General features: G+C 74.4%; 27 protein-coding genes. 15 read left to right on the forward strand and 12 right to left on the reverse strand.

Annotated elements, in window-relative coordinates:
• A partial coding sequence (locus BM093_RS30400; protein WP_143105607.1) for a leucine zipper domain-containing protein occupies positions 1-216 on the reverse strand: 216 nt, incomplete at its 3' end.
• A 124-nt stretch (positions 217-340) separates the two neighbouring features.
• Complete coding sequence (locus tag BM093_RS30405) at positions 341-865, reverse strand: DUF421 domain-containing protein (protein WP_093354958.1); 525 nt, start codon at positions 863-865, stop codon at positions 341-343.
• A 49-nt stretch (positions 866-914) separates the two neighbouring features.
• On the opposite strand from BM093_RS30405, the gene BM093_RS30410 reads away from it, so the two are divergent.
• The 5 genes from BM093_RS30410 to BM093_RS30430 all read left to right on the forward strand — a co-directional run bounded on the left by BM093_RS30410 (position 915) and on the right by BM093_RS30430 (position 5,465).
• Positions 915-1,904 (forward strand): LacI family DNA-binding transcriptional regulator, encoded by a 990-nt coding sequence (locus BM093_RS30410; RefSeq protein ID WP_218162999.1) that lies wholly within the window; start codon positions 915-917, stop codon positions 1,902-1,904.
• Positions 1,905-1,984: 80 nt separating this feature from the next.
• The gene (locus tag BM093_RS30415) at positions 1,985-3,469 is read left to right on the forward strand and encodes a mannitol dehydrogenase family protein (protein WP_245773897.1); all 1,485 of its coding nucleotides are present in this window, start codon (positions 1,985-1,987) and stop codon (positions 3,467-3,469) included.
• Positions 3,470-3,471: 2 nt separating this feature from the next.
• Complete coding sequence (larC, locus tag BM093_RS30420; protein WP_093354967.1) at positions 3,472-4,686, forward strand: nickel pincer cofactor biosynthesis protein LarC; 1,215 nt, start codon at positions 3,472-3,474, stop codon at positions 4,684-4,686.
• Between the two features lie 186 nt (positions 4,687-4,872).
• Entirely contained in the window at positions 4,873-5,064 is a 192-nt protein-coding gene (locus BM093_RS30425; RefSeq protein WP_093355050.1) for a hypothetical protein, read from the forward strand.
• A complete protein-coding gene (locus tag BM093_RS30430) occupies positions 5,061-5,465 on the forward strand; it encodes a type II toxin-antitoxin system VapC family toxin (protein WP_093354970.1) in 405 nt (134 codons plus the stop codon). Before BM093_RS30425 ends, BM093_RS30430 begins: the two co-directional genes overlap by 4 nt.
• Here the strand turns inward: BM093_RS30430 and larB are convergent.
• Genes larB through uidA form a run of 4 tightly spaced genes read right to left on the reverse strand, consistent with a single transcriptional unit; the run spans position 5,401 to position 10,314 of the window.
• The gene (gene larB, locus BM093_RS30435) at positions 5,401-6,240 is read right to left on the reverse strand and encodes a nickel pincer cofactor biosynthesis protein LarB (protein ID WP_245773898.1); all 840 of its coding nucleotides are present in this window, start codon (positions 6,238-6,240) and stop codon (positions 5,401-5,403) included. The genes BM093_RS30430 and larB overlap by 65 nt on opposite strands.
• Positions 6,237-7,097, reverse strand: a complete 861-nt coding sequence (larE, locus tag BM093_RS30440; protein ID WP_218163000.1) for an ATP-dependent sacrificial sulfur transferase LarE — start codon at positions 7,095-7,097, stop codon at positions 6,237-6,239. The genes larB and larE overlap by 4 nt, the downstream gene beginning before the upstream one ends.
• Complete coding sequence (locus BM093_RS30445; protein WP_093354974.1) at positions 7,094-8,494, reverse strand: glycoside-pentoside-hexuronide (GPH):cation symporter; 1,401 nt, start codon at positions 8,492-8,494, stop codon at positions 7,094-7,096. Before BM093_RS30445 ends, larE begins: the two co-directional genes overlap by 4 nt.
• A gap of 35 nt (positions 8,495-8,529) precedes the next feature.
• On the reverse strand, positions 8,530-10,314 hold the full coding sequence (gene uidA, locus BM093_RS30450) for a beta-glucuronidase (RefSeq protein ID WP_093354978.1): 1,785 nt from the start codon (positions 10,312-10,314) through the stop codon (positions 8,530-8,532).
• A gap of 122 nt (positions 10,315-10,436) precedes the next feature.
• Between uidA and BM093_RS30455 the strand changes: the two genes are divergently transcribed.
• Positions 10,437-11,444: a LacI family DNA-binding transcriptional regulator gene (locus BM093_RS30455; protein WP_093354983.1), complete on the forward strand. Its 1,008-nt coding sequence runs from the start codon at positions 10,437-10,439 to the stop codon at positions 11,442-11,444.
• Here the strand turns inward: BM093_RS30455 and BM093_RS30460 are convergent.
• Positions 11,420-12,691, reverse strand: coding sequence for a lactate racemase domain-containing protein (locus BM093_RS30460; RefSeq protein ID WP_093354987.1), 1,272 nt, complete (start codon positions 12,689-12,691; stop codon positions 11,420-11,422). The genes BM093_RS30455 and BM093_RS30460 overlap by 25 nt on opposite strands.
• 99 nt (positions 12,692-12,790) lie before the next feature.
• On the opposite strand from BM093_RS30460, the gene uxaC reads away from it, so the two are divergent.
• The 5 genes from uxaC (at position 12,791) to BM093_RS30485 (ending at position 18,373) form a co-directional block, all read left to right on the forward strand.
• A complete protein-coding gene (uxaC, locus tag BM093_RS30465) occupies positions 12,791-14,203 on the forward strand; it encodes a glucuronate isomerase (RefSeq protein WP_093354991.1) in 1,413 nt (470 codons plus the stop codon).
• Between the two features lie 22 nt (positions 14,204-14,225).
• Positions 14,226-15,050: an IclR family transcriptional regulator gene (locus tag BM093_RS30470; RefSeq protein ID WP_093354994.1), complete on the forward strand. Its 825-nt coding sequence runs from the start codon at positions 14,226-14,228 to the stop codon at positions 15,048-15,050.
• A gap of 40 nt (positions 15,051-15,090) precedes the next feature.
• Positions 15,091-17,025: an FAD-dependent monooxygenase gene (locus BM093_RS30475; RefSeq protein ID WP_093354998.1), complete on the forward strand. Its 1,935-nt coding sequence runs from the start codon at positions 15,091-15,093 to the stop codon at positions 17,023-17,025.
• 86 nt (positions 17,026-17,111) lie between these two features.
• On the forward strand, positions 17,112-17,732 hold the full coding sequence (locus BM093_RS30480; protein ID WP_093355002.1) for a TetR/AcrR family transcriptional regulator: 621 nt from the start codon (positions 17,112-17,114) through the stop codon (positions 17,730-17,732).
• Positions 17,729-18,373: a trimeric intracellular cation channel family protein gene (locus tag BM093_RS30485; RefSeq protein ID WP_093355007.1), complete on the forward strand. Its 645-nt coding sequence runs from the start codon at positions 17,729-17,731 to the stop codon at positions 18,371-18,373. Before BM093_RS30480 ends, BM093_RS30485 begins: the two co-directional genes overlap by 4 nt.
• A gap of 51 nt (positions 18,374-18,424) precedes the next feature.
• On the opposite strand, the gene BM093_RS30490 is transcribed toward BM093_RS30485, so the two are convergent.
• Positions 18,425-18,991 carry a TetR/AcrR family transcriptional regulator gene (locus BM093_RS30490; RefSeq protein WP_245773899.1) on the reverse strand — a complete coding sequence of 189 codons (567 nt, stop codon included), beginning with the start codon at positions 18,989-18,991 and terminating at the stop codon, positions 18,425-18,427.
• An 88-nt stretch (positions 18,992-19,079) separates the two neighbouring features.
• Here BM093_RS30490 and BM093_RS30495 point away from each other — a divergent pair, with 88 nt between their 5' ends.
• Together BM093_RS30495 and BM093_RS30500 are read left to right on the forward strand one after the other, a co-directional pair.
• Entirely contained in the window at positions 19,080-19,901 is an 822-nt protein-coding gene (locus BM093_RS30495; protein ID WP_093355063.1) for an oxygenase MpaB family protein, read from the forward strand.
• 66 nt (positions 19,902-19,967) lie between these two features.
• Positions 19,968-20,435, forward strand: a complete 468-nt coding sequence (locus tag BM093_RS30500; RefSeq protein WP_093355018.1) for a GyrI-like domain-containing protein — start codon at positions 19,968-19,970, stop codon at positions 20,433-20,435.
• 14 nt (positions 20,436-20,449) lie between these two features.
• Here the strand turns inward: BM093_RS30500 and BM093_RS30505 are convergent, their stop codons facing one another.
• From BM093_RS30505 to BM093_RS30515, 3 genes are all read right to left on the reverse strand, one after another.
• A complete protein-coding gene (locus BM093_RS30505) occupies positions 20,450-21,742 on the reverse strand; it encodes an MFS transporter (RefSeq protein ID WP_093355023.1) in 1,293 nt (430 codons plus the stop codon).
• A gap of 131 nt (positions 21,743-21,873) precedes the next feature.
• Positions 21,874-22,542, reverse strand: coding sequence for a response regulator transcription factor (locus tag BM093_RS30510; protein ID WP_093355027.1), 669 nt, complete (start codon positions 22,540-22,542; stop codon positions 21,874-21,876).
• On the reverse strand, positions 22,539-23,696 hold the full coding sequence (locus BM093_RS30515; protein ID WP_143105608.1) for a sensor histidine kinase: 1,158 nt from the start codon (positions 23,694-23,696) through the stop codon (positions 22,539-22,541). Before BM093_RS30515 ends, BM093_RS30510 begins: the two co-directional genes overlap by 4 nt.
• Positions 23,697-23,847: 151 nt before the next feature.
• On the opposite strand from BM093_RS30515, the gene BM093_RS30520 reads away from it, so the two are divergent.
• Positions 23,848-24,210 (forward strand): hypothetical protein, encoded by a 363-nt coding sequence (locus BM093_RS30520; RefSeq protein ID WP_143105609.1) that lies wholly within the window; start codon positions 23,848-23,850, stop codon positions 24,208-24,210.
• Positions 24,207-25,193, forward strand: a complete 987-nt coding sequence (locus BM093_RS30525) for a DUF418 domain-containing protein (protein WP_093355038.1) — start codon at positions 24,207-24,209, stop codon at positions 25,191-25,193. The genes BM093_RS30520 and BM093_RS30525 overlap by 4 nt, the downstream gene beginning before the upstream one ends.
• A 221-nt stretch (positions 25,194-25,414) precedes the next feature.
• Here the strand turns inward: BM093_RS30525 and BM093_RS35475 are convergent.
• Positions 25,415-25,704: transposase family protein (locus tag BM093_RS35475; protein WP_342743052.1), on the reverse strand; the 290-nt coding region annotated here is incomplete at its 5' end.

Raw genomic sequence — 25,704 nt, forward strand, 5'->3', positions numbered from 1 at the left:
CGGGCTGGTGCGGCGAGGACTGTAGTGCGGACGGCTGGAGCGATCGACCATCGCGGCCTCGCCGCCGTGGCGGTAGCGCCCGGCCCAGCGGGCGGCGGTGGTGTGGGCGACCTGGAACCGCTCCGCGGCGCGGCGCAGGTCCCAGCCGTCGTCGACGACACACCGGGCCAGGCGCAGCCGGCCGGTCGGGGTCAGCGGGGCGTTACGGTGGATCACCAGAGGGCCTCCTCGGGCTTCGGCGTGTTTCGTGGTGATCCACACCGAACCCGGAGGCCCTCGCCTGTCTCAAGATCATCGGACGGGCGTGCCGGACTGTCACCAACGTGCCCGGACAGCACAACTAGCGCGTCAGGTCCGGGGCGGCCGGCCCGTCCGGTTCCCCGTGGTCGCGCCGCACGATGCTGATCAGGCCGTTGGGCTCGATGAAGGCCCGTTCGACCTCGGCCGGGTCCTCGACCCCGTGCAGCCGCAGCTGGGCCGACACCTCCTCCCGGCTCATCAGTTCCCGGCGCAGGACACGCTGGTCGAGCTCGCCGCCGCGGATCAGCGGCCGCGGCTGCGGCTTGATCAGCCGGCCGAGGCGGGGCCAGCGGTAGGACACGGCGTCGAACACCACGCTCCAGAACAGGATGGTGAGCACGAGCACCGCGCCGTCGGTCACCGAGCTGGCGTTCCCGTGCAACCCCACCGCGGCCGCCTGCGCGACGAGCACGACCAGCAGGACGTCGGTGATCCCCAGACCGCCCGCCTCCCGCTGGCCGACCACCCGCATCATGACCAGCAGGGCGATGTAGGTCGCGCTGCCACGGAGGACGATCTCCAGGGGCGGGACGCTCAGGTCGAAGATCGAGTTGAGTACCGGCATGACGCGGAGTACCCACACCCGCGCCGGTGTGACGGATCGGGAGGCACCCGTGGGGGTTCGGCCCACGATCTACGACGTCGCCGCGGCGGCCGGGGTGGCCCCGTCGACGGTGTCGCGCGCGCTCGCCCGCCCGGGCCAGGTCAGTGCCCGCACCGCGGAGCGGGTGCGCAGCGCCGCCGAGGCGCTCGGCTACCGCACCGGGGCCGTCGGTGCCCCTCCCGGATCGGCGACGACCGGGATCGTGCTGCTGGTGACCGCGGACGTCGGCAACCCGTTCGTGTTCGAGCTCGTCCACGGGGCCGAGGACGCCGCCTACGAGGCCGGGCTGGCGATCGCGGTGTCGGACTCGCACGAGTCGGGGCCGCGGGAACGCGAGCTCGTCGAACGCGCACTGCCCGGTGTGGACGCGGTCGTGCTCGCCAGCTCCCGGCTCCCCGACTCCGCGATCCGGGTGATCGCCAAACAGAAGCCGACGGTCGTGCTGAACCGTGCCGTGCGCGACGTCGCGAGCGTGGCCACCGACTACGCCCCGGCGGCCCGGGCGACGCTCGCGCACCTGCGGGGGTTCGGGCACGAGGCTGCCGACTACCTCGCCGGACCGGCGGCCTCCTGGGCCGACGGGGCACGGTGGCGGGCGCTGCTGGAGGCCTCCCGCGCTGCCGGGGTGACCGTGCGCCGCACCGGTCCCGCCGCGCCGACCGTCGAGGGTGGACTGGGGTTCGCCGGGAACCTGCGGCCCCCGACCGCCGTCGTCACGTTCAACGACCAGATGGCCGTCGGCGTCCTGCGCGGGCTGACCGCCGCGGGGTTGCGGGTGCCCGCGGACGTCAGCGTCGCCGGTTTCGACGACACGGTCCTGGCCGGGCTGGTCCTGCCGAACCTGACCACGGTCGCGACCCCGTTGCGCACGATCGGCCACACGGCGGTCACGACCGTGCTGTCGCTGCTCGGGGGTGCCACCGCCCCGCCGCGGCCGACCGCGATGCCGGCCCGGCTGGTGGTCCGGGAGTCGACCGGGCCGCGGCGGGAGCGGCGCTGACCGCAGGCGCAAGAACCGGCAACCGGTTGCCCCGCGACGGGTGCCGGGCGATCGTGGGCCGACCGAGGACGGGAGCCGAGTTGACCACCGAGTCCGTGCAGCACAGCGCGACGCCACAGCACACGGCGACGCAGCACACGGCGGCGCACCGGCCACGGCGCGGCGCGCGCCCCGCCGCGCCCACCGGCATCGTCCATATCGGACTCGGGAACTTCTTCCGGGCCCACCTGGCCTGGTACACCGAGCACGCGCCGGACCGGGGCGACTGGGGCATCGCCGCGTTCGGCGGCCGCGGCGCCGGGCTCGCACGGACCCTGCGGGCGCAGGACGGTCTCTACACCCTGGTCACCCGGCACCCCGGCGGTCCGGTGTCCGAGACCGTCGCGAGCCTGTCCGCCTGCCACGGCGGGGCCGAGCACGCGCGCCTGCTCGACCTCGTGGCGGACCCGCGGACCCGGGTCGTGACCCTCACCGTGACCGAGGCCGGGTACCGGCGCGGCCCCGGCGGCGGGCTCGACCACACCGACCCCGAGGTGGCCGCCGACCTGGCGGCGCTCGGCCGGTCGCGCCGCGCCCCGGTCACGACCGTGCCGGCCCGGCTCGTGGCGGGCCTGGCCGCCCGTCACGACGCGGGGTCCGGCGCGTGCACCGTGCTGTCCTGCGACAACCTCGACGGCAACGGTGCGGTCACCCGACGGGTGGTGCGCGAGGCCGCCGCGGCCGTCGATCCGGGGCTCGCGTCCTGGATCGAGGACACCGTCGCGTTCCCGTCGGCGATGGTCGACCGGATCACGCCGCGCACCGGCGCGGGCGAGATCGCGAAGGTGCTGCTGCCCTCCGGTACCGCGGACCGGGCGCCGGTGACGACCGAGCCGTTCAGCGAGTGGGTCCTGCAGGACGACTTCCCGGCCGGGCGGCCCCGCTGGGAGGACGCCGGCGCCCGGTTCGTGCCCGACGTGACCGCCCACGAGCGGCGCAAGCTGCTGATGCTCAACGGCGCCCACTCGCTGCTGGCCTACGCGGCCCCGCTGCGCGGCCACACCACGGTGGCCGAGGCGGTCGCCGACCCCGTCGTCCGCGGCTGGACCGACGGGTGGTGGGACGCCGCGCAGCGCCACGTGCCGCTCGCCGGGGCCGACCTCGCCCGCTACCGGGCGGAGCTGGCGGCCCGGTTCGCCAACACCGGGATCCGGCACCGGCTGGCCCAGATCGCGGCCGACGGGTCCCAGAAGCTGCCCGTGCGGGTCCTGCCGGTCCTGCGTGCGGAACGCGACGCCGGCCGGCTCGGCCCGGCCGTGACCCGCCCGCTCGCGGCCTGGTTGCTGTCGCTGCGCGGCGGTCCGCCGGACGACCCGCTCGGCACCGACCCGCTCGGCACCGACCCGCTCGGCACCGACCCGCTCGCCGACGACCCGCTCGCCGACGACCTCGCCGCCGCGGCCGCCGGCGCACCGGCCGATGCGGCGCGGCGGGTCCTCCGGCTCCTCGACCCGGACCTGGCCGGCGACGAGGACGTCGTCACCGCCGTCGCCGCGGAGGCCGCAGCGCTGTCGGCCGGGGGCTGAGCGTGCGCCACGCCTGGATCGACGCGAGCGCCGGTGTCGCCGGGGACATGCTGCTCGGTGCCCTGCTCGACGCCGGTGCGGACCCGGACACGGTCCGCGGTCACCTGGCCGCACTCGTCCCCGGCGAGGTCGCCCTCGACGTCGGCGAGGTCCGGCGCGGGGAGCTGCGCGCCACCCGGGCGCACGTGCGCAGCACCGCCGACGAGCACCCGCACCGCGCGTGGTCGGGCATCCGCGACCTGCTCACCGGCAGCTCCCTCCCGCCCCGCGCGCGGGAGTCGGCGCTGGCGGTGTTCGCGCTGCTCGCGCAGGCCGAGGCCCGGGTGCACGGGGTGGACGAGGAGCAGGTGCACTTCCACGAGGTCGGCGCCTGGGACTCGATCGCCGACGTCGTCGGGGCCTGCGTCGCCGCCGACGACCTCGGGCTCGACGAGATCACCGTGAGCCCGGTGGCGCTCGGCTCCGGACGGGTGCGCACCGCGCACGGCCTGCTGCCGGTCCCGGTGCCCGCGGTGCTCGAGCTCGCCCGCGGCCGTCCGGTCCACGCCGGGGGTGACGGCGAGCTGGCCACGCCCACCGGGATGGCACTGCTGCGCGGGCTCACCACCGGCAGCGGCCCGCTGCCGGCGATGACCGTCGAGCGCACCGGCTACGGCGCCGGGTCCCGGGACGTCCCCGGCCGCCCGAACGTGGTCCGCGTCGTCCTCGGGGAGCCGGTGCCCGGGCGGCCCGGCCCCGAGAACGAGCCGGACGAGCTGGTCGTGCTGGAGACCAACGTCGACGACATGGACCCCCGGGTCTGGCCACACGTGCTGCAGTCGCTGATCGTCCGCGGCGCCGCGGACGCCTGGCTCACCCCGATCCTGATGAAGAAGGGCCGCCCGGCGCACACGCTGCACGTACTGGCCCGTCCGGACCTGGCCGGGACGCTGCGGGCCTACGTCCTGCGCGCCACGTCCACTTTGGGCGTGCGGGAGTCCACTGTCGCCCGGCACGCCCTCGCCCGCACCTGGGCCGGCGTCACCGTCGAGGACGCCCCGGTCCGGATCAAGCTCGGGGTCGCGGACGACCGGATCGTGCACGCCACCCCCGAGTACGACGACGTGGCGGCCCTCGCCGCGGCCCGCGAGCTGCCGCTGCGCCAGGTGCTGGAGGCGGCGGTCGCTGCGGCCGACGCGGCCGGGCTACGGGCCGGCGCGCCTGTTCCGGGGGGTTGAGCGGACCTTCTCGCGTTCACTGCCCTCGCAGTGTGCGCGACGCTCGGCGTGCACACGACCGCCAGGTTCGTCAGCGTGCCGACGCGCACTGTGTCGCTACTGGGGGGCAGCGTGGGCAACGGTGTGTCGGCCGCCCACTCCCCCGTTCCGGGTGGGAGACTACCGGGGAGTGTGGAGGTGATCGTGATGTCTGTTCCGCCGGACCCGGTCCGTGGCACCGATGATTTCGTGAGCACCGACGAGCTCGTGCGCCGCCGGCGGATCCCGCCGCTCCGCTCGCTCGACGATCTGACTCACGATGACCCGTTCGACTCGGACGAGGAGTACGCCGAGTTCCTGCGCGATCTCTACGACACGCGCCGGGCCTCCACCGCGTGAGTGTCGTTGTCCTCGACACCGACGTCGCCTCTGCCCTACTGCGACGACGTGTCTCGGGGGTACTGAGCGAGGCGCTGGCCGAAAGCATTCCCGCGATCACATTCGTGACCGTCGGAGAGCTCACCAAATGGACTCTGGTTCGCCGCTGGGGCCCACGCAGGCTGGATAACCTGAAGATCTTCATGGCCTCGATGCTGGTGTTGCCCTACGACCAACGTGTGGCCGCACAATGGGGAGAGCTACAGGCCTACGCCCAGTTGCGAGGGCGGCCCCGACCGGTGAACGACTCCTGGATCGCAGCATGCTGCCTGGTCCGTGATCTCCCATTGGCGACGTTCAACACCCGTGACTACCTCGACTTCGCCGAGCACGAGGGCCTCGATCTGCTCGCGACCACATAGGCCCCTGCCACCGGCCACGACAGAATGGCGACCATGGCGCGCAGCGGTGCACCGCGCGGAGGTTGCAGAGCGAACGTCGGCACCGCAGGATCATATCGGCGCGGCGATCTGGGCGGCGAGATGGCCGGCGCCGTACCCGTTGTCGATGTTGACGACCGCGACGCCGGGCGCGCAGGCGGTGAGCATGGACCCCGCCGAAGGACGCGCCGTACCCGACCGAGGTCGGCACCGCGACGACCGGCGCGGACACCAGCCCCGCCACGACGGTCGGCAGCGCCCCGTCCATCCCGGCCGCCACGACGACGGCGCGGGCGGCGCGCAGCGTGTCCACGTGCGCGAGCACCCGGTGCAGCCCGGCCACGCCGACGTCGGCGATCAGCTCGGTGCGCCGTCCGAGGTGTACCGCGGTGACCTGGGCCTCGCGGGCGACGGGGAGGTCCGAGGTGCCGGCCGCGAGCACGACGACCGACCCGCCGGTGGGCTCGGGCGGGTCCGGTGGCCAGGCCAGCATCTGGGCGTCGGGCTCGTACCGGGCGTCCTGTGCGGCCTCGCGCACCGCGGCGGCGTGGGCGTCGTCGGCGCGGGTGAACAGGGTCCGCACATCGCGGTCGACGACCGCGCGGGCGATGCCGCGGACCTGGTCGGGGGTCTTGCCGGCGCAGTACACGGCCTCGCCGTGGCCCCGGCGCCGCTCGCGGTCCACGTCGAGCCGGGCGAAGTCGCCGACCCGCAGGGTGGGCCCTTCCCCCGAGGCATGCGCGTCTGCTGCCCTCATCGGCCGCCGACCAGCGGCAGGGTGAACGCCCCGGACTGCAGCCCGGCGAGGTCGACCGTGACGAACCGGAACCCGGCCCCGCGGACCGCCTGCAGCAGCTCGGCGCGCCGCGCACCGAGGGCGGTCGTGATCATGTCCTCCGGCAGCTCGACCCGGGCCACGTCGCCGTGGTGGCGTACCCGGACCTCCTCGAACCCGAGGGTGCGCAGCGCGCGTTCGGCGTGCTCGATCTGCTCCAGCTTCGCCGCGGTGACCGGTTCGAAGTGCGGGATGCGCGAGGCCAGGCAGGGCGCGGCCGGCTTGTCGGCGGTGGGCAGGCCCAGCGCGCGGGCGACCCGGCGCACCGCGGCCTTGCCCAGTCCGGCGTCCGCCAGCGGCCGCAGCACCGCGTGCTCGGTGGCGGCGCGGGCCCCGGGCCGGTCGCGGCGCGCCCGGTCGTCGGCGTTCTCGCCGTAGGCGAGCGCGTCGAGCCCGTGCCGGGCGAGCACCCGCTCGTCGACGGCGGTGAACAGCGTGTCCCGGCAGGCGTAGCAGCGGTCCGGTCCGTTGGCCCGGTAGTCCGGGCGCTGCATCTCGGTGGTGGCGACCTCGACGACCTCGACCCCGACGGCCGAGGCCACCCGGTGCGCCCCGGCGCGTTCCTCGGCGGCGAGACTCGCCGACACCCCGACGACCGCGACCACGTCGCCGGTGCCGAGCGCGGCGGCCGCCAGCCCGAGCAGGACCGAGGAGTCGACGCCGCCGGACAGGGCGACCCCGAGCCGGCCCACGGTCCGCACCTCGGCCAGCACCCGGTCGACGGCGGCCCGGTCGGCGTCCGCCAGCGCCGGGTACCAGCCGTGCCCCAGCGCGGTCACGGGACCTCCTTCCGCTCCCCCGCCCGGGTGTCCGCGCGGCGGGCCCGGGTCTGCTCCACCATCTCGGCGAACGCGGCCTCGGTCAGCGGGTAGCGCAGGAACAGCACGATCCCGACGAGGATGAACGCGGCCGGGAGGAAACCCGCGGCCGCGGTGATCCACCACAGCGCCGCCTCGGACTGCGCCGGTGCGTTGGCGACGTACCCGCCGATCCCGATGGCGTAGGCCGCGGCCGCGCCCCCGACCGCCTGCCCGAGCTTGCGGGTGAAGGAGAACAGCGCGTACGTCGTGCCCTCGGTGCGCACCCCGGTGCGCCACTCGCCGTACTCGACGGTGTCGGCCTCGAGCGCCCACATCAGCGTGTTCACCCCGGCCACGGCCACCCCGACCAGGCCGAAGCCGACGAGCGGGACCACCGGGACCGACGGCGGACCGAGCGAGATCACGACCCCGCCGACCACGCCGATCGCGCCGAAGCCGACGAAGCCGTGCTTCTTGCCGACCGTGCGGATCACCCACGGGATGAACGGGGCGATGAGGAAGATCGCGCCGGAGCTCAGCAGCGTGAGCACGATGATGTAGTTGGCGTTCTGCAGCACGTCCCGGGCGTAGTACGCCTGCGCCGTGGTCAGCGCGAACATCCCGCACAGGAACGCCAGCGACGCCACGCAGAGCACCATCAGGGGCTGGTTGCGGCGCAGCGTGCCGAGGCTCTGCTTCAGGCTCACCTTCGCGACGGTGCGCGGCACCTGCTCGGTCGCCGTGCGGAACAGGAACAGGTACAGCAGCACCCCGACCACGCCGAACAGCGCCGTGGTGACCAGCAGCGACTGCTGCAGGCCGTCCGGGTCGCCCTGGAACCGCTGCAGCTGCGGGGCGACCACCAGCGCCAGCAGGATCATGGTCGACGCGGTGCCGATCATCCGGAACCCGGCCAGCCGGCCGCGTTCCTCGGGCACCTGGGTCATCGCCGAGGCCAGCGACCCGTACGGGATGTTGACCAGGCTGTAGACCAGCCCGAGCAGCCCGTAGGTCAGGTAGGCCAGCAGCACCGCCGTCGCACCCTCGGCCAGCGCGGGCACCGTGAACGTGGCGACCGAGAGCAGCATCAACGGCACGGCACCGAACAGGAAGAACGGCCGGAACTTGCCCCAGCGGGTCATGGTGGCGTCGACGACGCGGCCGGCGAACACGTCGGCGAAGGCGTCCCACACCCGGATGACCAGGAACAGGGTGCCGGCGGCGGCCGCGGACATCCCCACGACGTCGGTGTAGTAGACGAGCAGGAACAGCGACGTCATCGAGAACGCCAGGTTGTTGGCGGCGTCGCCGGAGGCGTACCCGAGATAGTGCGGTAGCCGCAGGCGGCGGGTACCGGCTTCGACGGTGAAGCTCACGTTGGGCCCCTCAGGGTGTCGGGAGGTGGGGTGGGTCAGCGCCAGCGGCGGCGCAGCGCGAACGCGGCGTTCTTGGGCCTGCGGTCCCGGGTGAACACGCCCTTCTTGTTGCCCCCGACCCGCATGATCCCGGCGGTGGTGGCGAAGTCGGCGAAGTTCCAGACGTGCTCGCCGACGACGGCATCGTGCCGGTCGAACACCCGGTGGTTCATCTCGAGGTAGGCGACCTGGTACTCCTCGGTCCAGGGCTCCGAGCCGACCGAGTGCATCCCGGGCAGGGTGTCGGCGCCGTACTCGGTGACGATGATCGGCTTGCCCTCGCCGGTCCAGGCGGTGAGCTCGGCGTCCCAGGCGAGCTCGGCGGCCTCGAGGTCCCCGGTGTGGACGTACCAGCCGTAGTAGCGGTTGAGCATGAGCACGTCGGCGAACTGCGAGACCCGGCACTTCCCGTGCGGGGCGAGCATGACGTTGACGAAGCCGGCGGGCCGCGTCGGGTCCGCCTCCTTGACCACCCGGAACAGTGGTTCGAAGTAGCGCTCGGCGCCCTCGGTGTCCGACTCGGGCTCGTTCGCGATGGACCAGAGCACCACCGAGGGGTGGTTCTTGTCGCGGGCCACGAGCTCGCGGATGGCCTGGGCGTGCACCTCGCGGGTGGCGTCGTTGATCGTGTCCTCGGAGTAGGTGCGGTAGCCCTGGCTGCCGAAGATCCCGCCGCCGAGGCCCATGTTCAGCCCGACGGCGGCGGTCTCGTCGATCACGACGATGCCGTTGCGGTCGGCGTGGTCGAGCACGTCCTCGGAGTAGGGGTAGTGCGAGGTGCGCAGCGAGTTGGCCCCGATCCAGCGCAGCAGCCCGAAGTCCTGGACCAGCAGGGCGTCGTTGTGCCCCTTGCCGATCCCGGGGTGGTCCTCGTGCATGCCGAAGCCGGTGAAGTGGAAGGGGGCGCCGTTGATGAGGAACTGCGTGCCGCGCACCTCGACGGTGTGGACCCCGACCGGCTGGTGGTAGCTGTCGACGACGTCACCCGCCGGGTCGACCAGCTGGATCTCGAGGTCGTAGAGGTAGCCGTCGCCGGGCGCCCACGGGTGCACGTCCGCGACGACGATCGTGCCCTCGGCCCCGTCGGCGGAGCCCACCGCGGCGCCGTCGGCGTCGGTGAGGACGGCGCGGACGCCGAGCCCGTCGGCCCCGGCCGTGTCCACGGTGTAGGAGACGGTTCCGGTCGGCCCGTCGGTGCCGTGGTCGAGGCCGGTGACGACGGTGACGTCGTCGACGTGTGCGACCGGGGTCGCCGACAGCCACACCGTGCGGTGCAGGCCGGCGTAGTTGAAGAAGTCGTGCCAGTAGCGCTGCTTCGGCCCGGTCGGGGTGTCCTCGACGACGCCCGGCGGGATCGTCGCGAAGCTGAGCCGGTTGTCGACGCAGGCAGTGATCCGCACCTGCTCACCGGGCTCGACCAGGGCCGTGATGTCGGCCTCGAACGGCGTGTAACCGCCCTCGTGCGACACCACCTCGGTCTCCCCGACCCACACCGTCGCCCGGTGCGTCGCCGACTCGAAGTGCAGGACGATGCGCCGGCCGTCCCAGCCACGCGGGACCCACGCCGTGCGCTGGTACCAGACCTCCCCCGAGAAGTGGGTCACCGACTCGTCGGCCAGCAGGTCGTTGTAGCTGGCCGGGACGGCCATCTCGACGGCCTCGCGCAGCCGGCCGGCGAACCAGCGCTGGGCGCGGCCCGCCCCCGCCGGGTCGGTCCGGAACGACCAGAGGCCGTTCAGCGACGTCCGCTCCCGGGTGCGGTTGTCCTGTGGGCGCAGCAATGCCGACTCCTTCGTCCGGTGGTCCGCGGCAACGGCTCGTGGTCATTGAGGCAACCGGCGGGTGACCGCGGCAACGCGTTGCCACGAGTTGCGGCGGGCGGTCCGGACTACCCTGCGGAGCCGTGAGCGGGCGTCCCACCATCTACGACGTCGCCCGCGCCGCGGGCGTCGCGCCGTCGACGGTGTCCCGGGCGCTGGCCCGCCCGGGCCGGGTGAGCGCACACACCGCCGCGCTGGTGCGCCGGGTCACGGCGGAGCTCGGGTACGCGCGGCCGGGCCCGGCGGCACCGGTGGCGGCGCCGTCGATGGTGGCGCTGGTGATGTCGGACCTCACCAACCCGCACACGTCGGAGATCGTGCGGGGCGCGGAACGGGAGGCCGCCGAGGCCGGGTACACGATGCTGCTGTGCGACACCCGGGAGTCCGCGGACCGCGAGGCGGCCGTGCTGCGCCGGGTGCTCCCGGTCGTGGAGGGCGTGGTGCTGGCGAGCTCCCGGATGACCGACGACGAGGTGGCCGCGGTCGCCCGGGCCCGGCCGACGGTGGTGCTGAACCGCACGCCGGCCGGGGTGCCGAGCATCGCCCTCGACGACGCCCGGGCGGCGCGGCTGGCGGTCGAGCACCTGCACGGGCTGGGGCACCGCGCGCTCGGCTACGTCGGCGGCCCGCCGGACTCGCCGGTCGAGGTACGGCGCCGGGACGGTGTCGAGCGGGCGGCGGGCGCGCTGGGTGCGACCGTCACCGGTGTCGCGGCGGCGGGGCCGACCCTGCAGGCCGGGGCCGGGACCGCCGACGCGGTGCTGACGTCGGGGGTGAGCGCCGTCGTCGCCTACAACGACCTGCTCGCGATCGGGCTGCTGCAGGAGCTCGGCCGGCGCGGGGTGGCGGTGCCGGGCCGGCTCGGCGTCCTCGGGTTCGACAACATCCCGCTCGGGCTCCTGGTCAGCCCGCAGCTGACGTCGGTGGGGGCGCCGCTGCGGACGATGGGCGGGTCCGCGATGCGCCACCTGCTGCAGCAGCTCGCGGCTCCGGGCCGCACGGCGGTCCGGTCGGCCCGGCTACCGGTGCGGCTGGTGGTGCGCGAGTCGACCGGGCCGGCCGCCGCTCAGGAGGATCCGCGCAACCGGTAGAGGACCTCGCCCGCCGGGTCCACGACCAGCGTGCCGGGGTCGCGTCGCTCGGCCGCCAGGTCGATCCCGGCGGGGTCGGCGTGGTGCAGGTTGACGGCCTCGACCGTCGCCCGCGGGATGCCGGTCGCCAGCGTGACCCGCACCCGGGCCCGCTCCCCCGCGACCGGGTCGTAGGTCCCGGCACCGTGCAGGTGCGTGGAGTGCGCGAGCACGCCCCAGCCGACGTGGCGGAACCGTTCCCACTGCGCGGTGAAGTAGTCCCGGCAGTGGTAGCCGACCTGTTCGATCTCCGGGTGGGACTCGGACACCGTGGTGATCCCCGGGGCGTACACGACGACCTCGCCGCCGTCGGCGACGACCGGTTCGAGCTTGTAGAAACCCTTGGCGGCGGTCCAGATGTCGTCGTACTTCGCCGGCATCACCGAGATCACCCGCTGTACGGGCCGGTCCAGGTAGCGGATGTGGGTCCCGGCGGAGACCGCGGCGGCCGCGGCCCACGCCCGTTCCGGCGGACCGGCCGCCACCGCGTGCAGGTCGACGGCCCCGGAGCGCACGACCAGGCACAGCGCGTGCCGCTCGGCCGGGATCATCGCCGCGGCCTCGTCGATCAGCGCGCGGACCGGGGTGGTCCCGCGGGTGCCGATGATCTCCCGGCTGGAGATCAGCGCGCCGAGCCAGTGCGACAGGTCGATGATCTCGGGCCCGGCCACGCCGGGGAAGAAGTACTTGTTGCCGCCGGAGAAGCCCACGACCTCGTGCGGGAACACCGGCCCGACGACGAGGGCGAGGTCGGCCTCGACGACGTGCCGGTTGATCCGGACGTCGACCTGCTGGTCCAGCCGGCCCTCGGAGAGCTCCCGCACCCGGGCCGCGGGGATCGTCCCCACCGGGACCAGCATGTCCGGGTCCCACCACTCGTGGTTGCGCACGAGCACCCCGTCGCGTTCGAGGACGTCGGGGTCCGCGCCGAGGTGCGTCGTGAGCCGCGCGCGCGACATCGGCTGGTGGGTGCCCAGCGCGATCAGCACGACCAGCCGCGTCACCCGCCCGGCGAGCGATCGCCGGATCCGGTCGACGAGCAGCGGCAGCGGGCAGCTGCGGGTGCCGTCGGGGACGACGACGCACACCGCGCGGCCGTCCACCGGCAGCCGGTCGAGCCGGTCTGCGACGAACTCGCTCACCTGTGCGTCGTCCAGGACGGTGCCGGCGGAACCGATCATCGGCACCGGCGGGGTCGGGCCGGTCATGGGGCCACCGTCGTTCGCGGCGAGGCGCGCCCGCAAGGACCGCGGCAAGCGGTGGCAACCGCTTGCCCGGCGCGCCGGTGGGCTCCGAGGGTGGCGGCCATGCCAGCCCTGCAGCTGCACCCGGACCGCCTGTTCCCGCCGGACCCGGCCACCCGGCAGGTGGCCCGCGAGCTGTACCACTCGGTCCGCGACCTGCCGATCCTGTCCCCGCACGGGCACGTGGACCCGCGGTGGCTCGCCGAGGACACGCCGTTCACGGACCCGACCTCGCTGCTGATCAGCCCGGACCACTACGTGACCCGGCTGCTGCACGCCTCGGGTGTCCCGCTCGACGAACTCGGCGTCGGGGCCGGGGCGCCGCTCGACGAGGGTGCCGCCCGGAAGGCCTGGCGGACGTTCTGCGAGCGGTGGCCGGTCTTCCGCGGCACACCGGTGCAGTACTGGTTCACCGTCGAGCTCGCCGAGATCTTCGGGATCCACGACCGGCCCGACGCGGCGAACGCGGACATCCTGTTCGACCGGATCACCGACGCACTGTCCACTCCGGAGTTCCGGCCGCGGGCGCTGTTCCGCCGGTTCGGCATCGAGGTGCTGGCGACCACCGACGACCCCGCCGACGACCTGTGGTCGCACCGCGCGCTGCGCGACGACCCCGGCTGGGACGGACGGGTGATCCCGACCTTCCGGCCGGACCGCTACCTCGAACCGGGGGCGGCGGGCTGGCCCGCCGCCGTGGCCGCACTCGGGGCGGCCGCCGACACCGACACCGGTGACTACCGCGGCTTCCTCGCGGCGCTGCGCCGGCGCCGGCGGGACTTCGCCGCGCACGGCGCCACCTCGGCCGACCACAGCCACGCCGACGTGGCGACCGACCCGCTCGACGAGCCGGTCGCCGCGGAGATCTTCACGCGGGCGCTGCGGCGCGCGGCGTCCGAGGAGGAGGCGACGGCACTGCGCCGGCACCTGCTGTTCGAGATGGCGGCCATGTCGGCCGAGGACGGCCTGGTCATGACGCTGCACCCGGGGATCCTGCGCAACCACCACGGTCCGACCCACGAGCGGTTCGGGCCGGACACCGGGCACGACATCCCGACCGGCATCGAGCTGACCCGGGCGCTGCGCCCGCTGCTGGAACGGTTCGGCACGGCCGCGGGCTTCCACCTCGTGGTGTTCACGACCGACGAGACGGTGTTCTCCCGCCAGCTCGCCCCGCTCGCCGGGTTCTACCCGTCGGTCTACATCGGAGCGCCGTGGTGGTTCCTCGACGCACCCGACGCGATCGGGCGCTGGCGCTCGGCGGTGACCGAGACCGCCGGGTTCAGCCGCACCTCGGGCTTCATCGACGACACCCGCGCGTTCTGCTCGATCCCGGCCCGCCACGACATGTCCCGCCGCCTCGACGCCGCCCACCTCGCCGACCTCGTCGTGCGCCACCGGCTGGCCGAGGACGAGGCCGCCGACACGCTCCGCGCCCTGGTCGCCGACAACCCGCGGACGGTGTTCAAGCTCTGAGTCCGCCGCCTACTGTTCTCCTGTGAAGAACAAACCGGCCTACAGCATCGAGTCGGTCGACCACGCGTTGCGGCTGGCCGTCCTGCTGCAGCAGGAGGGTCCGCTCGGGGTGACCGAGGCGGCACGCCGGCTCGACGTGGCCCGGTCGACGGCACACCGGCTGCTGGCGATGCTGGTCTACCGCGACTTCGCGGTGCAGGGCACCGACCGCCGCTACGCGGCCGGAGCGGTCCTGGGCCCGGCGGCGCGGGTCGAGCCGGTCGCCGAGCTGCGCCGGGCGGCGCTGCCGCACCTGCGAGCACTGGTCGAGCGGACCGGCGAGACCGCGAACGTCATGGTGCTGCTCGGCACACAGATCCGGATGGTCGCCACCGTGGAGTGCGACCAGGCCCTGCGGGTCGGCGACCGGGAGGGCCGCCTGCTGCCGGCGCACCTGGCCTCGGGCGGGCGGGCGCTGCTCGCCCGGCTGCCCCGCGACGAGCTCGACGCCCGCTACGACGGCGGCGAACCGGACGGCGTCACCCGCGAGCAGGTCGAGCGGGTCGTGCGGCAGACCCGCCGGCGCGGCGTCGCGCTCAACGACGGCGGTACCGAGACCGGGCTGACCGCCGTCGGGTTCCCGATCGGCGCCCCGGGGCGCGAGCCCGCTGCGGCCCTGTCGGTCGCGATGCCGACGGCCCGCTACCACCGCCGGCTGCTCCCGGAGCTGGTCGCCGCGCTCGCCGACGCCGCCGGCGCGGTCGACCGCGACCTCCGCGCGGCGGCCGGGACGACCCCCGGCGCAGCGGCCGAGAATTCTGTCCAGCAGAACGAACTGTCCTCCGGGAGACGACGCGCGTCACGATGACGCCGGGCCGGAGACCGACTCCGCCGGAAGGGACCGACCGATGCAGTTCTACCTCGACGGGTACCGGCCCGGGGACCCGTTCGTCGCGGAGCCCCACCCCGGCGTGGCCGACCGCCCGGCGGGCCTGCCCGAGACCACCGACGTGCTGATCGTCGGGTGCGGACCGGCCGGACTGCTGCTGGCCGCGCAGCTCGCCGAGTTCCCCGACATCGACACGGTGATCGTCGACCGGCGCGACGGCCCGCTCGAGGTCGGCCAGGCCGACGGGGTCTCCTGCCGCTCGGTCGAGATCTTCGAGGCGTTCGGGCTGGCCGACCGGCTGATCCACGAGGGGTACCAGGTCAACGAGGTCGCGTTCTGGCGTCCGGACCCGGACGACCCCGCGTCGATCGTGCGGACCGGGCGCATCGACGACGTCGAGGAGGGCATCTCCGAGATGCCCCACATGATCGTCAACCAGGCCCGGATGCTGGAGTACCTGCGCGACCACATGCGCCGCTCCGCCACCCGGGCCGAGCCGCACTACGGGCTGCACGTCACCGACGTCCGGGTCGACTCCGACGCCCACGCCACGCATCCGGTCACCGTCACGCTGGCGCACCTGGTCGACGGGACCCCCACCGGGCAGACCTCCACGGTCCGGGCCCGCTACGTCGTCGGCTGCGACGGCTCCCGCAGCACCACCCGGCAGGCGATCGGCCTGCAGCTGGAGGGGGATGCCACCAACCGCTCCTGGGGCGTGCTCGACGTGCTGGCGGTGACCGACTTCCCGGACGTCCGACTCAAGTCGGTGATCAACTCCGAGCAGGGCAGCATCCTGATCATCCCGCGGGAGGGTGGCTACCTGATCCGGCTCTACATCGAGCTCGACAACGACCGCGACGGCGAGATGTTGCGCGAGCGCAGCGTGACCCCGGAGAAGCTCGCCGCCGTCGCGAACCGGATCCTGCACCCGTACTCGATCGACGTGAAGCAGGTCGGCTGGTGGGCGGTCTACGAGATCGGCCAGCGGCTCTGCCACCGGTTCGACGACTCCGACGACACCGGCCGGCCGCCGCGGGTGTTCATCGCCGGCGACGCCTGCCACACCCACAGTGCCAAGGCGGGCCAGGGCATGAACGTCTCGATGGCCGACGCCTGGAACCTGGGCTGGAAGCTCGGCACCGTCCTGCGCGGGACCGCCCACCCCGAGCTGCTGCGCACCTACAGCCCCGAGCGCCAGGCCGTCGCCCAGGAGCTCATCGACTTCGACCGCGAGTTCTCCGCGCGGTTCAGCACCCGCCCGGGCGAGACCTCCGACGCCGACCGCGCGGCCTTCCAGCACTACTTCCGCGAGCAGGGCCGGTTCACCGCCGGGGTCGCGGTGCGCTACGCGCCGTCGTCGATCACCGCCGCCGACGGGCACCAGGAGCTGGCCACCGGGCTCCCGCTGGGCATGCGCTTCCACTCCGCGCCGGTCGTGCGGGTCGCCGACGCCAAGCCGATGCACCTCGGGCACGCCGCCCGCGCCGACGGGGCCTGGCGGATCTACGCGTTCGCCGACCACGCGGGCACCGCACCGGGCTCGGGCCTCGCCGGATTCACCGCGTTCCTGGGGTCACCGGCGTCCCCGATCGCCCGCTACACCCCCGCCGGGGCCGACCCGGACTCGGTCGTCGACGTCCGCGCCGTGCTCCAGGCCGCGCACCGCGACGTCGTCGTCGGTGATCTCCCGCCGGTGCTGTTCCCGCGCAAGGGCCGGTTCGACCTCGCCGACCAGGAGAAGGTGTTCAGCCCGGACCCGGCGGCCGACGTGTTCGACCTGCGCGGGATCGACCGCGACCGCGGGTGCCTGGTCGTGGTCCGCCCCGACCAGTACGTGGCGCACGTGCTCCCGCTCGGCGCGCACGACGAGCTCGTGGAGTTCCTCGACGGCGTGCTATGCCGCGCCGGGGTCGCGGTCGGGGTCGCCGCCGGGGTCGCGGCCGGGGGCTGAGCCGGGGCGCGGCCCCTACGATGTGGCCGTGACCGACGGACGAGGACCCCGGCGCCGCCGGGCCCGGCGGGTGGGCTGAGCCACCCATGGCCGGACTGCGCGAAGCCCAGAAGAAGATGACCCGCCGGCTGATCCTGTCGACGGCGCTGCAGCTGTTCGAGGAGAAGGGGTACGCCGCGACCACCGTCGACGACATCGCGACGGCGGCGGGGACGACCCGGGTGACGTTCTACGCCCACTTCCCCTCGCGCAGCGACCTGGTGCGCGCGCTGATCGAGGAGCTGAACGAGACCCTCGGGCGGTCCGACTCGCCGACCCACGGGTCGACCGCTCCCGCGCTGGTCGAGGTCGTCGCCGACGGGAGCCCGGCCGCGCTCACCGGGTGGCTGGAGGCGACCGCACGGGACTGGGACACGGTCCGGCCCTACACCCGGGCCGCGTCCGAGGCCGCGGTCGTCGACCCGGAGCTGCGCGGCGTCGTCGACGCCTGGCTCGACGAGGCGACCGCCGACGTCCGGGAGGGCCTCGACCGCGCCGACCGCTTCGACCCGGGGTCGCGGCGGCTGCGGGGCGTGCTGGCGATCTCCCAGCTCGACCACCTGGCCCGGAACTGGGAGCCCGGCCGCTGGGACAGCGACCGCGATCAGGTCGTGGCGCTGCTCGCCGAGAGCTGGCACGCCCTGCTCGGGGACGCCGGCGCGCCGTGACCACACCGGTGTCGCTGGGCCTCGTGCTCGACCTCGCCGGGACGTTCGCGTTCGCGCTCAACGGCGCGCTCACCGCGGTCCGCGTCGCGCGCCTGGACATCGTCGGGGTGATCGCGCTCGGCAGCATCACCGCGCTCGGCGGCGGGATCGTGCGCGACGTACTGCTCGACGCGCTGCCCCCGGCGACGTTCCTGGACTGGCGTTACCTGCTGGTCGCGGCCACCGGCGGGCTGCTCGCGTTCGCGCTGAGCCGCCAGCTCGAGCGACTGTCCAGCCCGATCACCGTGTTCGACGCGCTCGGGCTGAGCCTGTTCGCCGTCACCGGGGCCGTGAAGGCACTCGACCACGGCTTCGGCGGCGGGCAGGCGGTGCTGCTCGGTGCGATCACCGCGGTGGGCGGCGGCACGATCCGGGACGTGCTCGTCCGGCGGGTCCCGACCGTGCTGCAGAGCGAGCTGTACGCGATCCCGGCGCTGGCCGGGGCGCTGGTCGTGGTGGTGACGGCCGCGCTGGAGGGCCCCATGCTGCTCGGCGCGCTGCTCGGGGCGGGGCTCTGCCTGGCGATCCGGCTGCTCGGGGTGGGGCTGCGGCTCGACGCCCCGCGGCCGCCGGGCGGCGGGGACGCGGGCCGTGAGGCATGAGGCATGAGGCATGAGTCGTGAGTCGTGAGTCGTGCGGGAGCGCCGTGAGGCTCACCCGTGGTGCAGCGCGACGAGCAGCGCCGTGCACCGGTCCACGACCTGCTCGCGGGTGGCGGTGACCTCGCCGGCCAGCCAGGAGTGGACCACGTGCGACAGCCCGCCGACGGCGAAGGCGCCGGTCAGCTCGTCGGGGTCCGGGCTCCGCGCGGCGAACAGCCGCGCCAGCGACGGCGCCGCCGCGGCCCGCCGGGCGGCGTGGCCGGGCCCGAACAGCACCCGTCCGGTGCGCGGATCGTCCGCGACGACCGCCAGCACCGCCTCGACGGCGGCCCGCACCCGGACGGGCAGCGGACCGTCGGCCCGGTCGAGTGCACTCGAGGTGGCCGCGACGAGGTCGGCGACGATCCGGTCGTAGACGGCGTCGGCCAGGGCGTCGCGGTCGGCGAAGTTCTCGTAGAAGTAGCGGGTCGCGACGCCGGCGACCCGGCAGACCCCGCGCACGGTGAGCTCGGTGCCGTCGGCGGCGAGCAGGTCGAGACCCGCGTCGAGCACCCGGGCACGCCGGTCGGCCCGGCGCCGCTCGCCGTCCACGCCGCCGTAGGTGCGCAGTTCCGCCACACCGGTCATCGTGCCCGCCCGGCACCCGTCCGGTGAAACTGAGTACAGTCGTTCTCAGATTGGCGAGGATCTCGAGCGGGAGGTGTCGATGCGGACGACCACGACCACGCCCCGGACGGCGCAGGACACGGTGCTCGCCCCGGTGCTGCTCGGCGCCACGGCGAACGTGATCATGGAGCTGTCCCTGCCCCCGGTCGGGTACGGCGTGCTCGAGAGCCGCGTGAGCAGCGGGAACCTGTTCGAGCACCCGCTGCACCGCTTCCGCACCACCAACACCTACCTCGGGGTCGCGTTGCTGGGCACCGAGGAGGAGCGCCGGGCCTACCGGGCCGCCGTCGGCCGGTCGCACGCCCGCGTGGTGTCCACCGAGGACAGCCCGGTGCACTACCGGGCCACGGACCGGAACCTGCAGCTGTGGGTGGCGGCGTGCATCTACCGCGCCTACGAGGACGTCTGGGGGCTGTGCACCGGCACGCCGGGGACCCGGCTGCCCGACGACGTCTACCGCGAGTTCGCGGTGCTCGGCACCGGGCTGCAGGTGCGCCCGGAGCAGTGGCCCGCCGACCGCGACGCGTTCGAGGAGTACTGGGCCGACGCGGTGCGGCACGTGGAGATCGACGCGTCGATGCGGGCGTACTTCGAGCGGCTGATCCGGCGCGAGTACCTCGGCCCGCTCGGGCGGATCGGCGCCGCACGGTCACGCTGGTGGACGACCGGGTTCCTGCACGAGCCGTTCCGGTCCATGATGGACCTCCCGTGGTCCGGGTCGGACCAGGCGGAGTTCGAACGTCGGATGCGCCGGATCGGCACGACCCTGTTCCGGTTGCCACCGGCGCTGCGCCGGCTGCCCTACAACGCCTGCCTCACCGATCTGCGGGTCCGGCGGGCGCTGGGGCGCCCCCTCGTGTGAGGCACCGATGACTTCCGGGCCCGGCCGGGGTCGGCACCGGTGAACCTCGACGAAGGAGCGCCACCGATGACCACCACCGGCTCCCCGCAGCTGATCACCGTTGCCCCGGCGACCACCGCCGTCGTCCGCGACGTCGTGCCGATGGCCGAGCTGGCCGGGTTCTACGACCGCGCGTTCGGCGTGCTCCCGGGAGCCGTCGCCGCCCAGGGGGTCACGGTCACCGGCCCCGCGTTCGGGCTCTACCGCGGGATCCCGGGCCCGACCGTCGATCTCGAGGCCGGCTTCCCGACCGATCGCCCGGTCCGGGCCGACGGCGACGTCCGCCCGGGCGAGCTGCCCGGCGGGCGGGTCGCGCGGCTGGTGCACGCCGGGTCGTTCGACGGGCTCGGCCCGGCCTGGGAACGCCTCGGGACGTGGATGGGCGAGCAGGGCCTCACCGCCGGTGAGGTGTTCTGGGAGGTGTACCTGACCGAGCCGTCGCCGGAGATGGACCCCGCCGACCTGCGCACGGAGCTGAACTGGCCGGTGAGATGAGGTCACCGCGCCGGTCAGGAGCCGACCGGCGCGGTGGCGGCCGGCGCCCGCAGGCCGTGCCGGACGGCGTCGCGGTCCGGCCGCACGGCCACCATCGTCACCAGCCCGCCCGCGACCATGAGCCACCCGGCGACGTCGAAGGCCAGGCCGAACCCGTCCAGCGGGGTCGCGGCCGCGTCGACCATGGCCCCGGTGAGCAGCGGCGACACCACGCTGGCCACCGACACCACGGCGTACCAGATCCCCAGGGAGGCGCCGCGCTGCCGCACCGGGGTGACGTCGGCGACCGCGGCCTGGGACAGCGGCGTCTGCGCGTTCCCGATCCCGAACGCCAGCGCGACGAACGGGAGCAGCAGCGCGGGCGCGTCGATCCGGGTGATCAGCAGCATGCTGACGCCGCCGACGAGGGTGAAGACCCCGCCGAGCACGCCCTGCGCGAGCTGCCGCGACACCCCGCGCCGCAGCAGCCGCTGCGACAATCCGCCGCCGAGCAGCATGAACACGATCGAGATGTAGGCCGGCACGGTGACGGCGAACCCGATCGCGCCGCCGGCGAAGCCGACCTGCCCGAGGTAGAGCGGCAGGAACGCGATCGCCAGCGCGAGTCCCCAGTAGACCGTGAAGCCGGAGATCATGGTGCCCAGCCAGGTGCCAGAGGCGAGCAGGCGGCGGTAGCGCACCGGGGCGTCGGCCGCGGCCCTGCCCTCTCCCGCGGCCGGGGCCTGCGCGGTGGCCGAGTACGGGCCGTCCCCGCCGATCGCCAGCCAGGCGACCACCCAGACCAGCCCGATCGCGCCGAGGATCCCGAACGCCGAGCGCCACCCCCAGGTCTCGATGGCCGCCTGCAGCAGCGGCGCCCCGATGATCACTCCGAGGCCGGAGCCCACGGTGAGCAGCGCGGCGGTGAACCCGCGTCCACGCTGCTCGACCCAGGTGAACGCGACGTGCATGCCGAGCGGGACGCCCGGCCCCTCCCCCGCCCCGAGCAGGATCCGGGTGACCAGCAGGACGCCGAACCCGGCCGCCGGGGCGAGGATCGGCAGCTGAGCCGCGGACCAGACCAGCGCCAGCGCGACCAGCATCCACTTGCCGGAGAAGCGGTTGCCGAGGAACCCGAACGCGACCGCGGAGATGCTGAACAGCAGGTAGAACGAGCTGGCGATCGTGCCGTAGGCGGTGGCGCTGAGCCCGAGCTCGGCCATCATCGGCGCGGCCGCGAGACCGATGATCGACTTGTCCGCGAAGTTGATCGCCACGAAGAGCATCAACAGGGCGACCACCCAGCGCGCGCGGGTCCTCGGTGTCATGGCTCTCCAGACATCGTTGTCAGGGGATGGGGATGGATCGACACACCGCAGTCGTCGACGACGACCCTCTGACTCTCAGTCGAATGCGACCCCCTGTCAACGGCCGACCGGTGCGTCGTGGAACCGGGGCCTCAGCGTGGGGGCGCGAGCGACGAGCCCGGCAGGCCGTTCTCCCAGGCCCAGGCGGCGATCTCCACGCGGTTGCGCAGCCCGAGCCGGCCCTGGACGTGGACCAGGTGGGTCTTGACCGTGCTGACGGCCAGGTGCAGGCCGGCCGCGATCTCGTCGTTGGTCTGCCCGCGGGCCACCCGCAGCACGACCCGCAGCTCCTGCGGGGTCAGCCGCGCCGCGGCCGATTCCGGGTCGCCCGCGGGCCGCGAGAGCTGCTGCAGCAGCCGCACGGTCACCGCCGGGGAGATCAGCGTGCCGCCGTCGACCGCGGCACGGACGGCCTCGACGAGCAGGGCCGGGCCGGCGTTCTTCAGGACGAATCCGTTCGCTCCCGCCCGCAGCGCACCGTGGACGTACTCGTCGAGGTCGAACGTCGTGACGACCACGACCGCGGTGTCCCGGGTGGCCGGGTCGCCCGCGATCAGCCGGGTGGCCTGGAGCCCGTCGACCCGTGGCATGCGGATGTCCATCAGGCACACGTCCGGGCGCAGCCGGCGGACCTGCTCCACGGCCGCGGCCCCGTCGCCCGCCTGCCCGACGACCTCGATGCCGGGCTGGGCCTCGAGGATCATCCGCATGCCCTCGCGGATCATCTCCTGGTCGTCGGCGACGACCACGGTGACGGTCATCGCCGGTCCTGCGGGATCCGTGCGGTCAGCGCCCAGCCGCCGCGGTCGTCGGGCCCGGCGGCGAGCTCGCCGTCGAGCGCCACGAGCTGTTCGCCCAGGCCCTCGAGTCCGGCCCCGCCGGCCGGGAAGCGCCGGTTGCGCGGCCGCCGGTCGCCGTCGTCGCGTACCGAGACGACCACGGTCGCGTCGTCCCGGTCGATCACGACCTCGACGGCGCGGGCGGCGCGGGCGTGCTTGCGGACGTTGGTCAGGCCCTCCTGAACCACGCGCCCGACGAGACCGCACCGGGGACCGCTCAGCTCCCCGGCCCGCGCGGCCGGGGTGACGTGCAGCGAGGCGGGGAGGTCGGTGGCGGCGAACCGGTGCACCAGCTCGGCGACGTCGTCGAGCGACGGTTCCACGGTGGGCGCCGGATCGGTCCCCGTGCGCAGCAGCCGGACCATCCGGTTCATCGAGATCAGACCCTCCTGACCACCGGCCTCGATGCGGGCGAACAGCATCCGGACCCGCTCCGGGTCGTCGACGGCGAGCCCGCCGGCCTGCGCCGCGATCACGATGCCGGTGACGTGGTGGGCGACGTCGTCGTGCAGGTCGTGCGCCAGCCGCAGCCGCTCGCCCCGGATCGCCGCCGCGTGCGCGGCCCGGCGGCCGGTGTCGCCGGCCCGCAGCAGCAGGCCACCGGCGAGGCAGCCGCACACCACGATCGCGGCCGGCGCACCGGCACCGCCGGGCAGGTCAGCGAGCACGCGTTCGGGGAGCCGGGCCGGTACGGCGAGGATCGCGACGACCGCAGGCGCGACGACGAGCAGCCGCCGGGTCGGCAGGTGACGGCAGCCGACGACGACGATCACCGCCAGCGCCCCCGTCGCCGTCGTACCCGGCGTCCGCTGCAGCACCGTCTGCGACACCACCGCGGTGACCGCCAGCGACGCGGCCGCGGCCGACAGCCCCCAGGCCGCGGCCCGCCACGGGTGCGGGCGCAGGTCCCGGGACACCAGTGCGGCGAGCAGCGGCACCAGCACGAGCTCGGCCAGCAGCAACCGTCCCGACGGGGTGCGGGGGTTGAGCACGGCCAGGTCCACCGCCAGCACCGCCGTGCAGGCCGCCACGGCCACCGCGAGCGGGAGCAGCGGGCGACGGAAGATCGCGAACACGGTGTCACCGTAGAGCCGGCGTCCGAACCGGAGGATCCGTCCTGCGATGGAGTGGCGACGCCGGACTCGGCCGAAAGTTCGATGCCGCCCGCCGTCGATGATCGACACGCTGGACGGGTCCGGACGACGGGTCCGGGGAATCGGGGGAGACATGCGTCGGATGGTCGCGGCGGTCACCGTGGTGGTGGCCGCGTCGCTCGTCGGTGGCTGCGGCCTGCTGGGGCAAAGCTGGGACGTGCAGATGGAGGTGCAGGGGCCGGGGCAGGCGACGGTCGGCACCAAGTTCGCCGGCGAGCCGGACCTCGAGCGGGACCCCGGCGCGTTCGCCGTCGCGACGCTGCCGGTGGAGGAGAGCCGCAACGTCGGCTTCGGCTTCAACGACCTCGAGGTCCGCGACGCCGCTCCGGGCACGCGGTGCCGGATCCTGGTCGACGGCGAGCCGGTCGACGAGCAGCTCGTCGATGCCGGCGGCACGGCACGGTGCCACGCCAACAACCAGGAGGACGGTGAGTGAGGTCCCGCCTGCTGGTCCTCGACGTCCTGCGCGGGGTCGCGATCGCCGGGATCCTGCTGGTGAACGTGCCCGACATGACCCGGCTCGGGGTCGATACGGCGGCCACCGACGACGGCGGCACCGCCCGGACGGTGCTCGACCTGCTGGTGCAGACCCGGTTCGTCCCGATCTTCGAGGTGCTGTTCGGGGTGGGCATGTACCTGGTGATCTCCTCGGCCCGCGCGCGTGGGGTGTCACCGTGGCCGCCGATGCTGCTGCGGCTCGGCGCCCTGCTCGGCGTCGGGCTGCTGCACCAGTTCGTCTACCCGGGCGAGGTGCTGACCCTTTACGCGATCATCGGGCTGGTGCTGCTGCCCGTGGTCGTGCTGGTCCCGCGGTGGCTGCAGCTGGCGGCGGGCCTGGTGCTGACGGTGGCGGTGGTCGCCGTGGCCGGCAGCTCGACCCTGCAGACGCCCGGGCTGTTCCTGCTCGGGGCCGCCGGTGCCGCCTACGGGGTGCCCGCACTGCTCGAACGGGCGGGGCGACCGGTGTGGTGGGTGTTCGGCACGGTGCTGGTGGTCGCCGCCTTCGCCCTGTACCGGCAGGTCCTCGAGCCCGGTGACCCGCGGTTCAGCACCGCCGGTGGCCAGGCCGGCGCGGTCCTGGCCGTCGTGTACGTGACCGGCGTGGCGCTGCTGCTCGCCGGCCCCGCCCGGCCGGTGCTCGCCGCGGTGTTCGAGCCGCTGGGCCGGATGGCGCTGAGCAACTACGTGGGTGCCTCGCTGGTCGTGGTGCCCGCCGGGCACCTGCTCGGCCTCGCCGGGCGAACGGACCTCGGGCCGTGTCTGCTGCTCGCCGGGGCCGTGCTCGTGCTGCAGAGCGTCGCCTCCCGGGCGTGGCTCGCACGGTTCCGGTACGGGCCCCTGGAATGGGGATGGCGGGCCGTGACCTGGCGGAGTGTGCCGGCGCTGCGGTTGCCGGAGCGGGTGGGCGCCGGCGCGTAGGTGACCGGTGAGGTCCGAGCGGACCATGGACCCGTCCAGAGGCGGGCGAGCCGAGTCACGAACCCGGACGACCTGCGTGCATCGATCGAGATCGCCCCGGAGGCCCGGCTGGGCCACCACGAGATCTTGACCTCGTCCTTGCCGTACTCCGAGGGGATGGCCACGGCCGCACCCTCCAGCACCACCGGGTGCCCGTTGACATTGAGCCTTTGCCAACCTGATCACGCGCTGGCGATCATGAGGGTCTGAACTGCGGCGATGAGCCTGTCGGCGGTGTTCGGGCTGGACCGGATCTTGCGCAGGACTCGCCAGTTCTTCAGCTCGGCGTTGGCCCGCTCACCCGGTCCGCGACGGTGGGCGTGGGCGGTGTTCACGTCCTTCTGGTGTCGCGACAGCTTCCGGAATCGGCCGGTGTCGGGGTCCTTGCGTCGACGCCGCTGCGGCACGGCGACCGTAGGACCGGCGCCTTGGTAGGCGGTGTCGGCCGCGGCGGGGATCTCATGCTCGGCCA

Origin of the sequence: Pseudonocardia ammonioxydans (genome assembly GCF_900115005.1) — a bacterium.
Lineage (GTDB): Bacteria > Actinomycetota > Actinomycetes > Mycobacteriales > Pseudonocardiaceae > Pseudonocardia > Pseudonocardia ammonioxydans.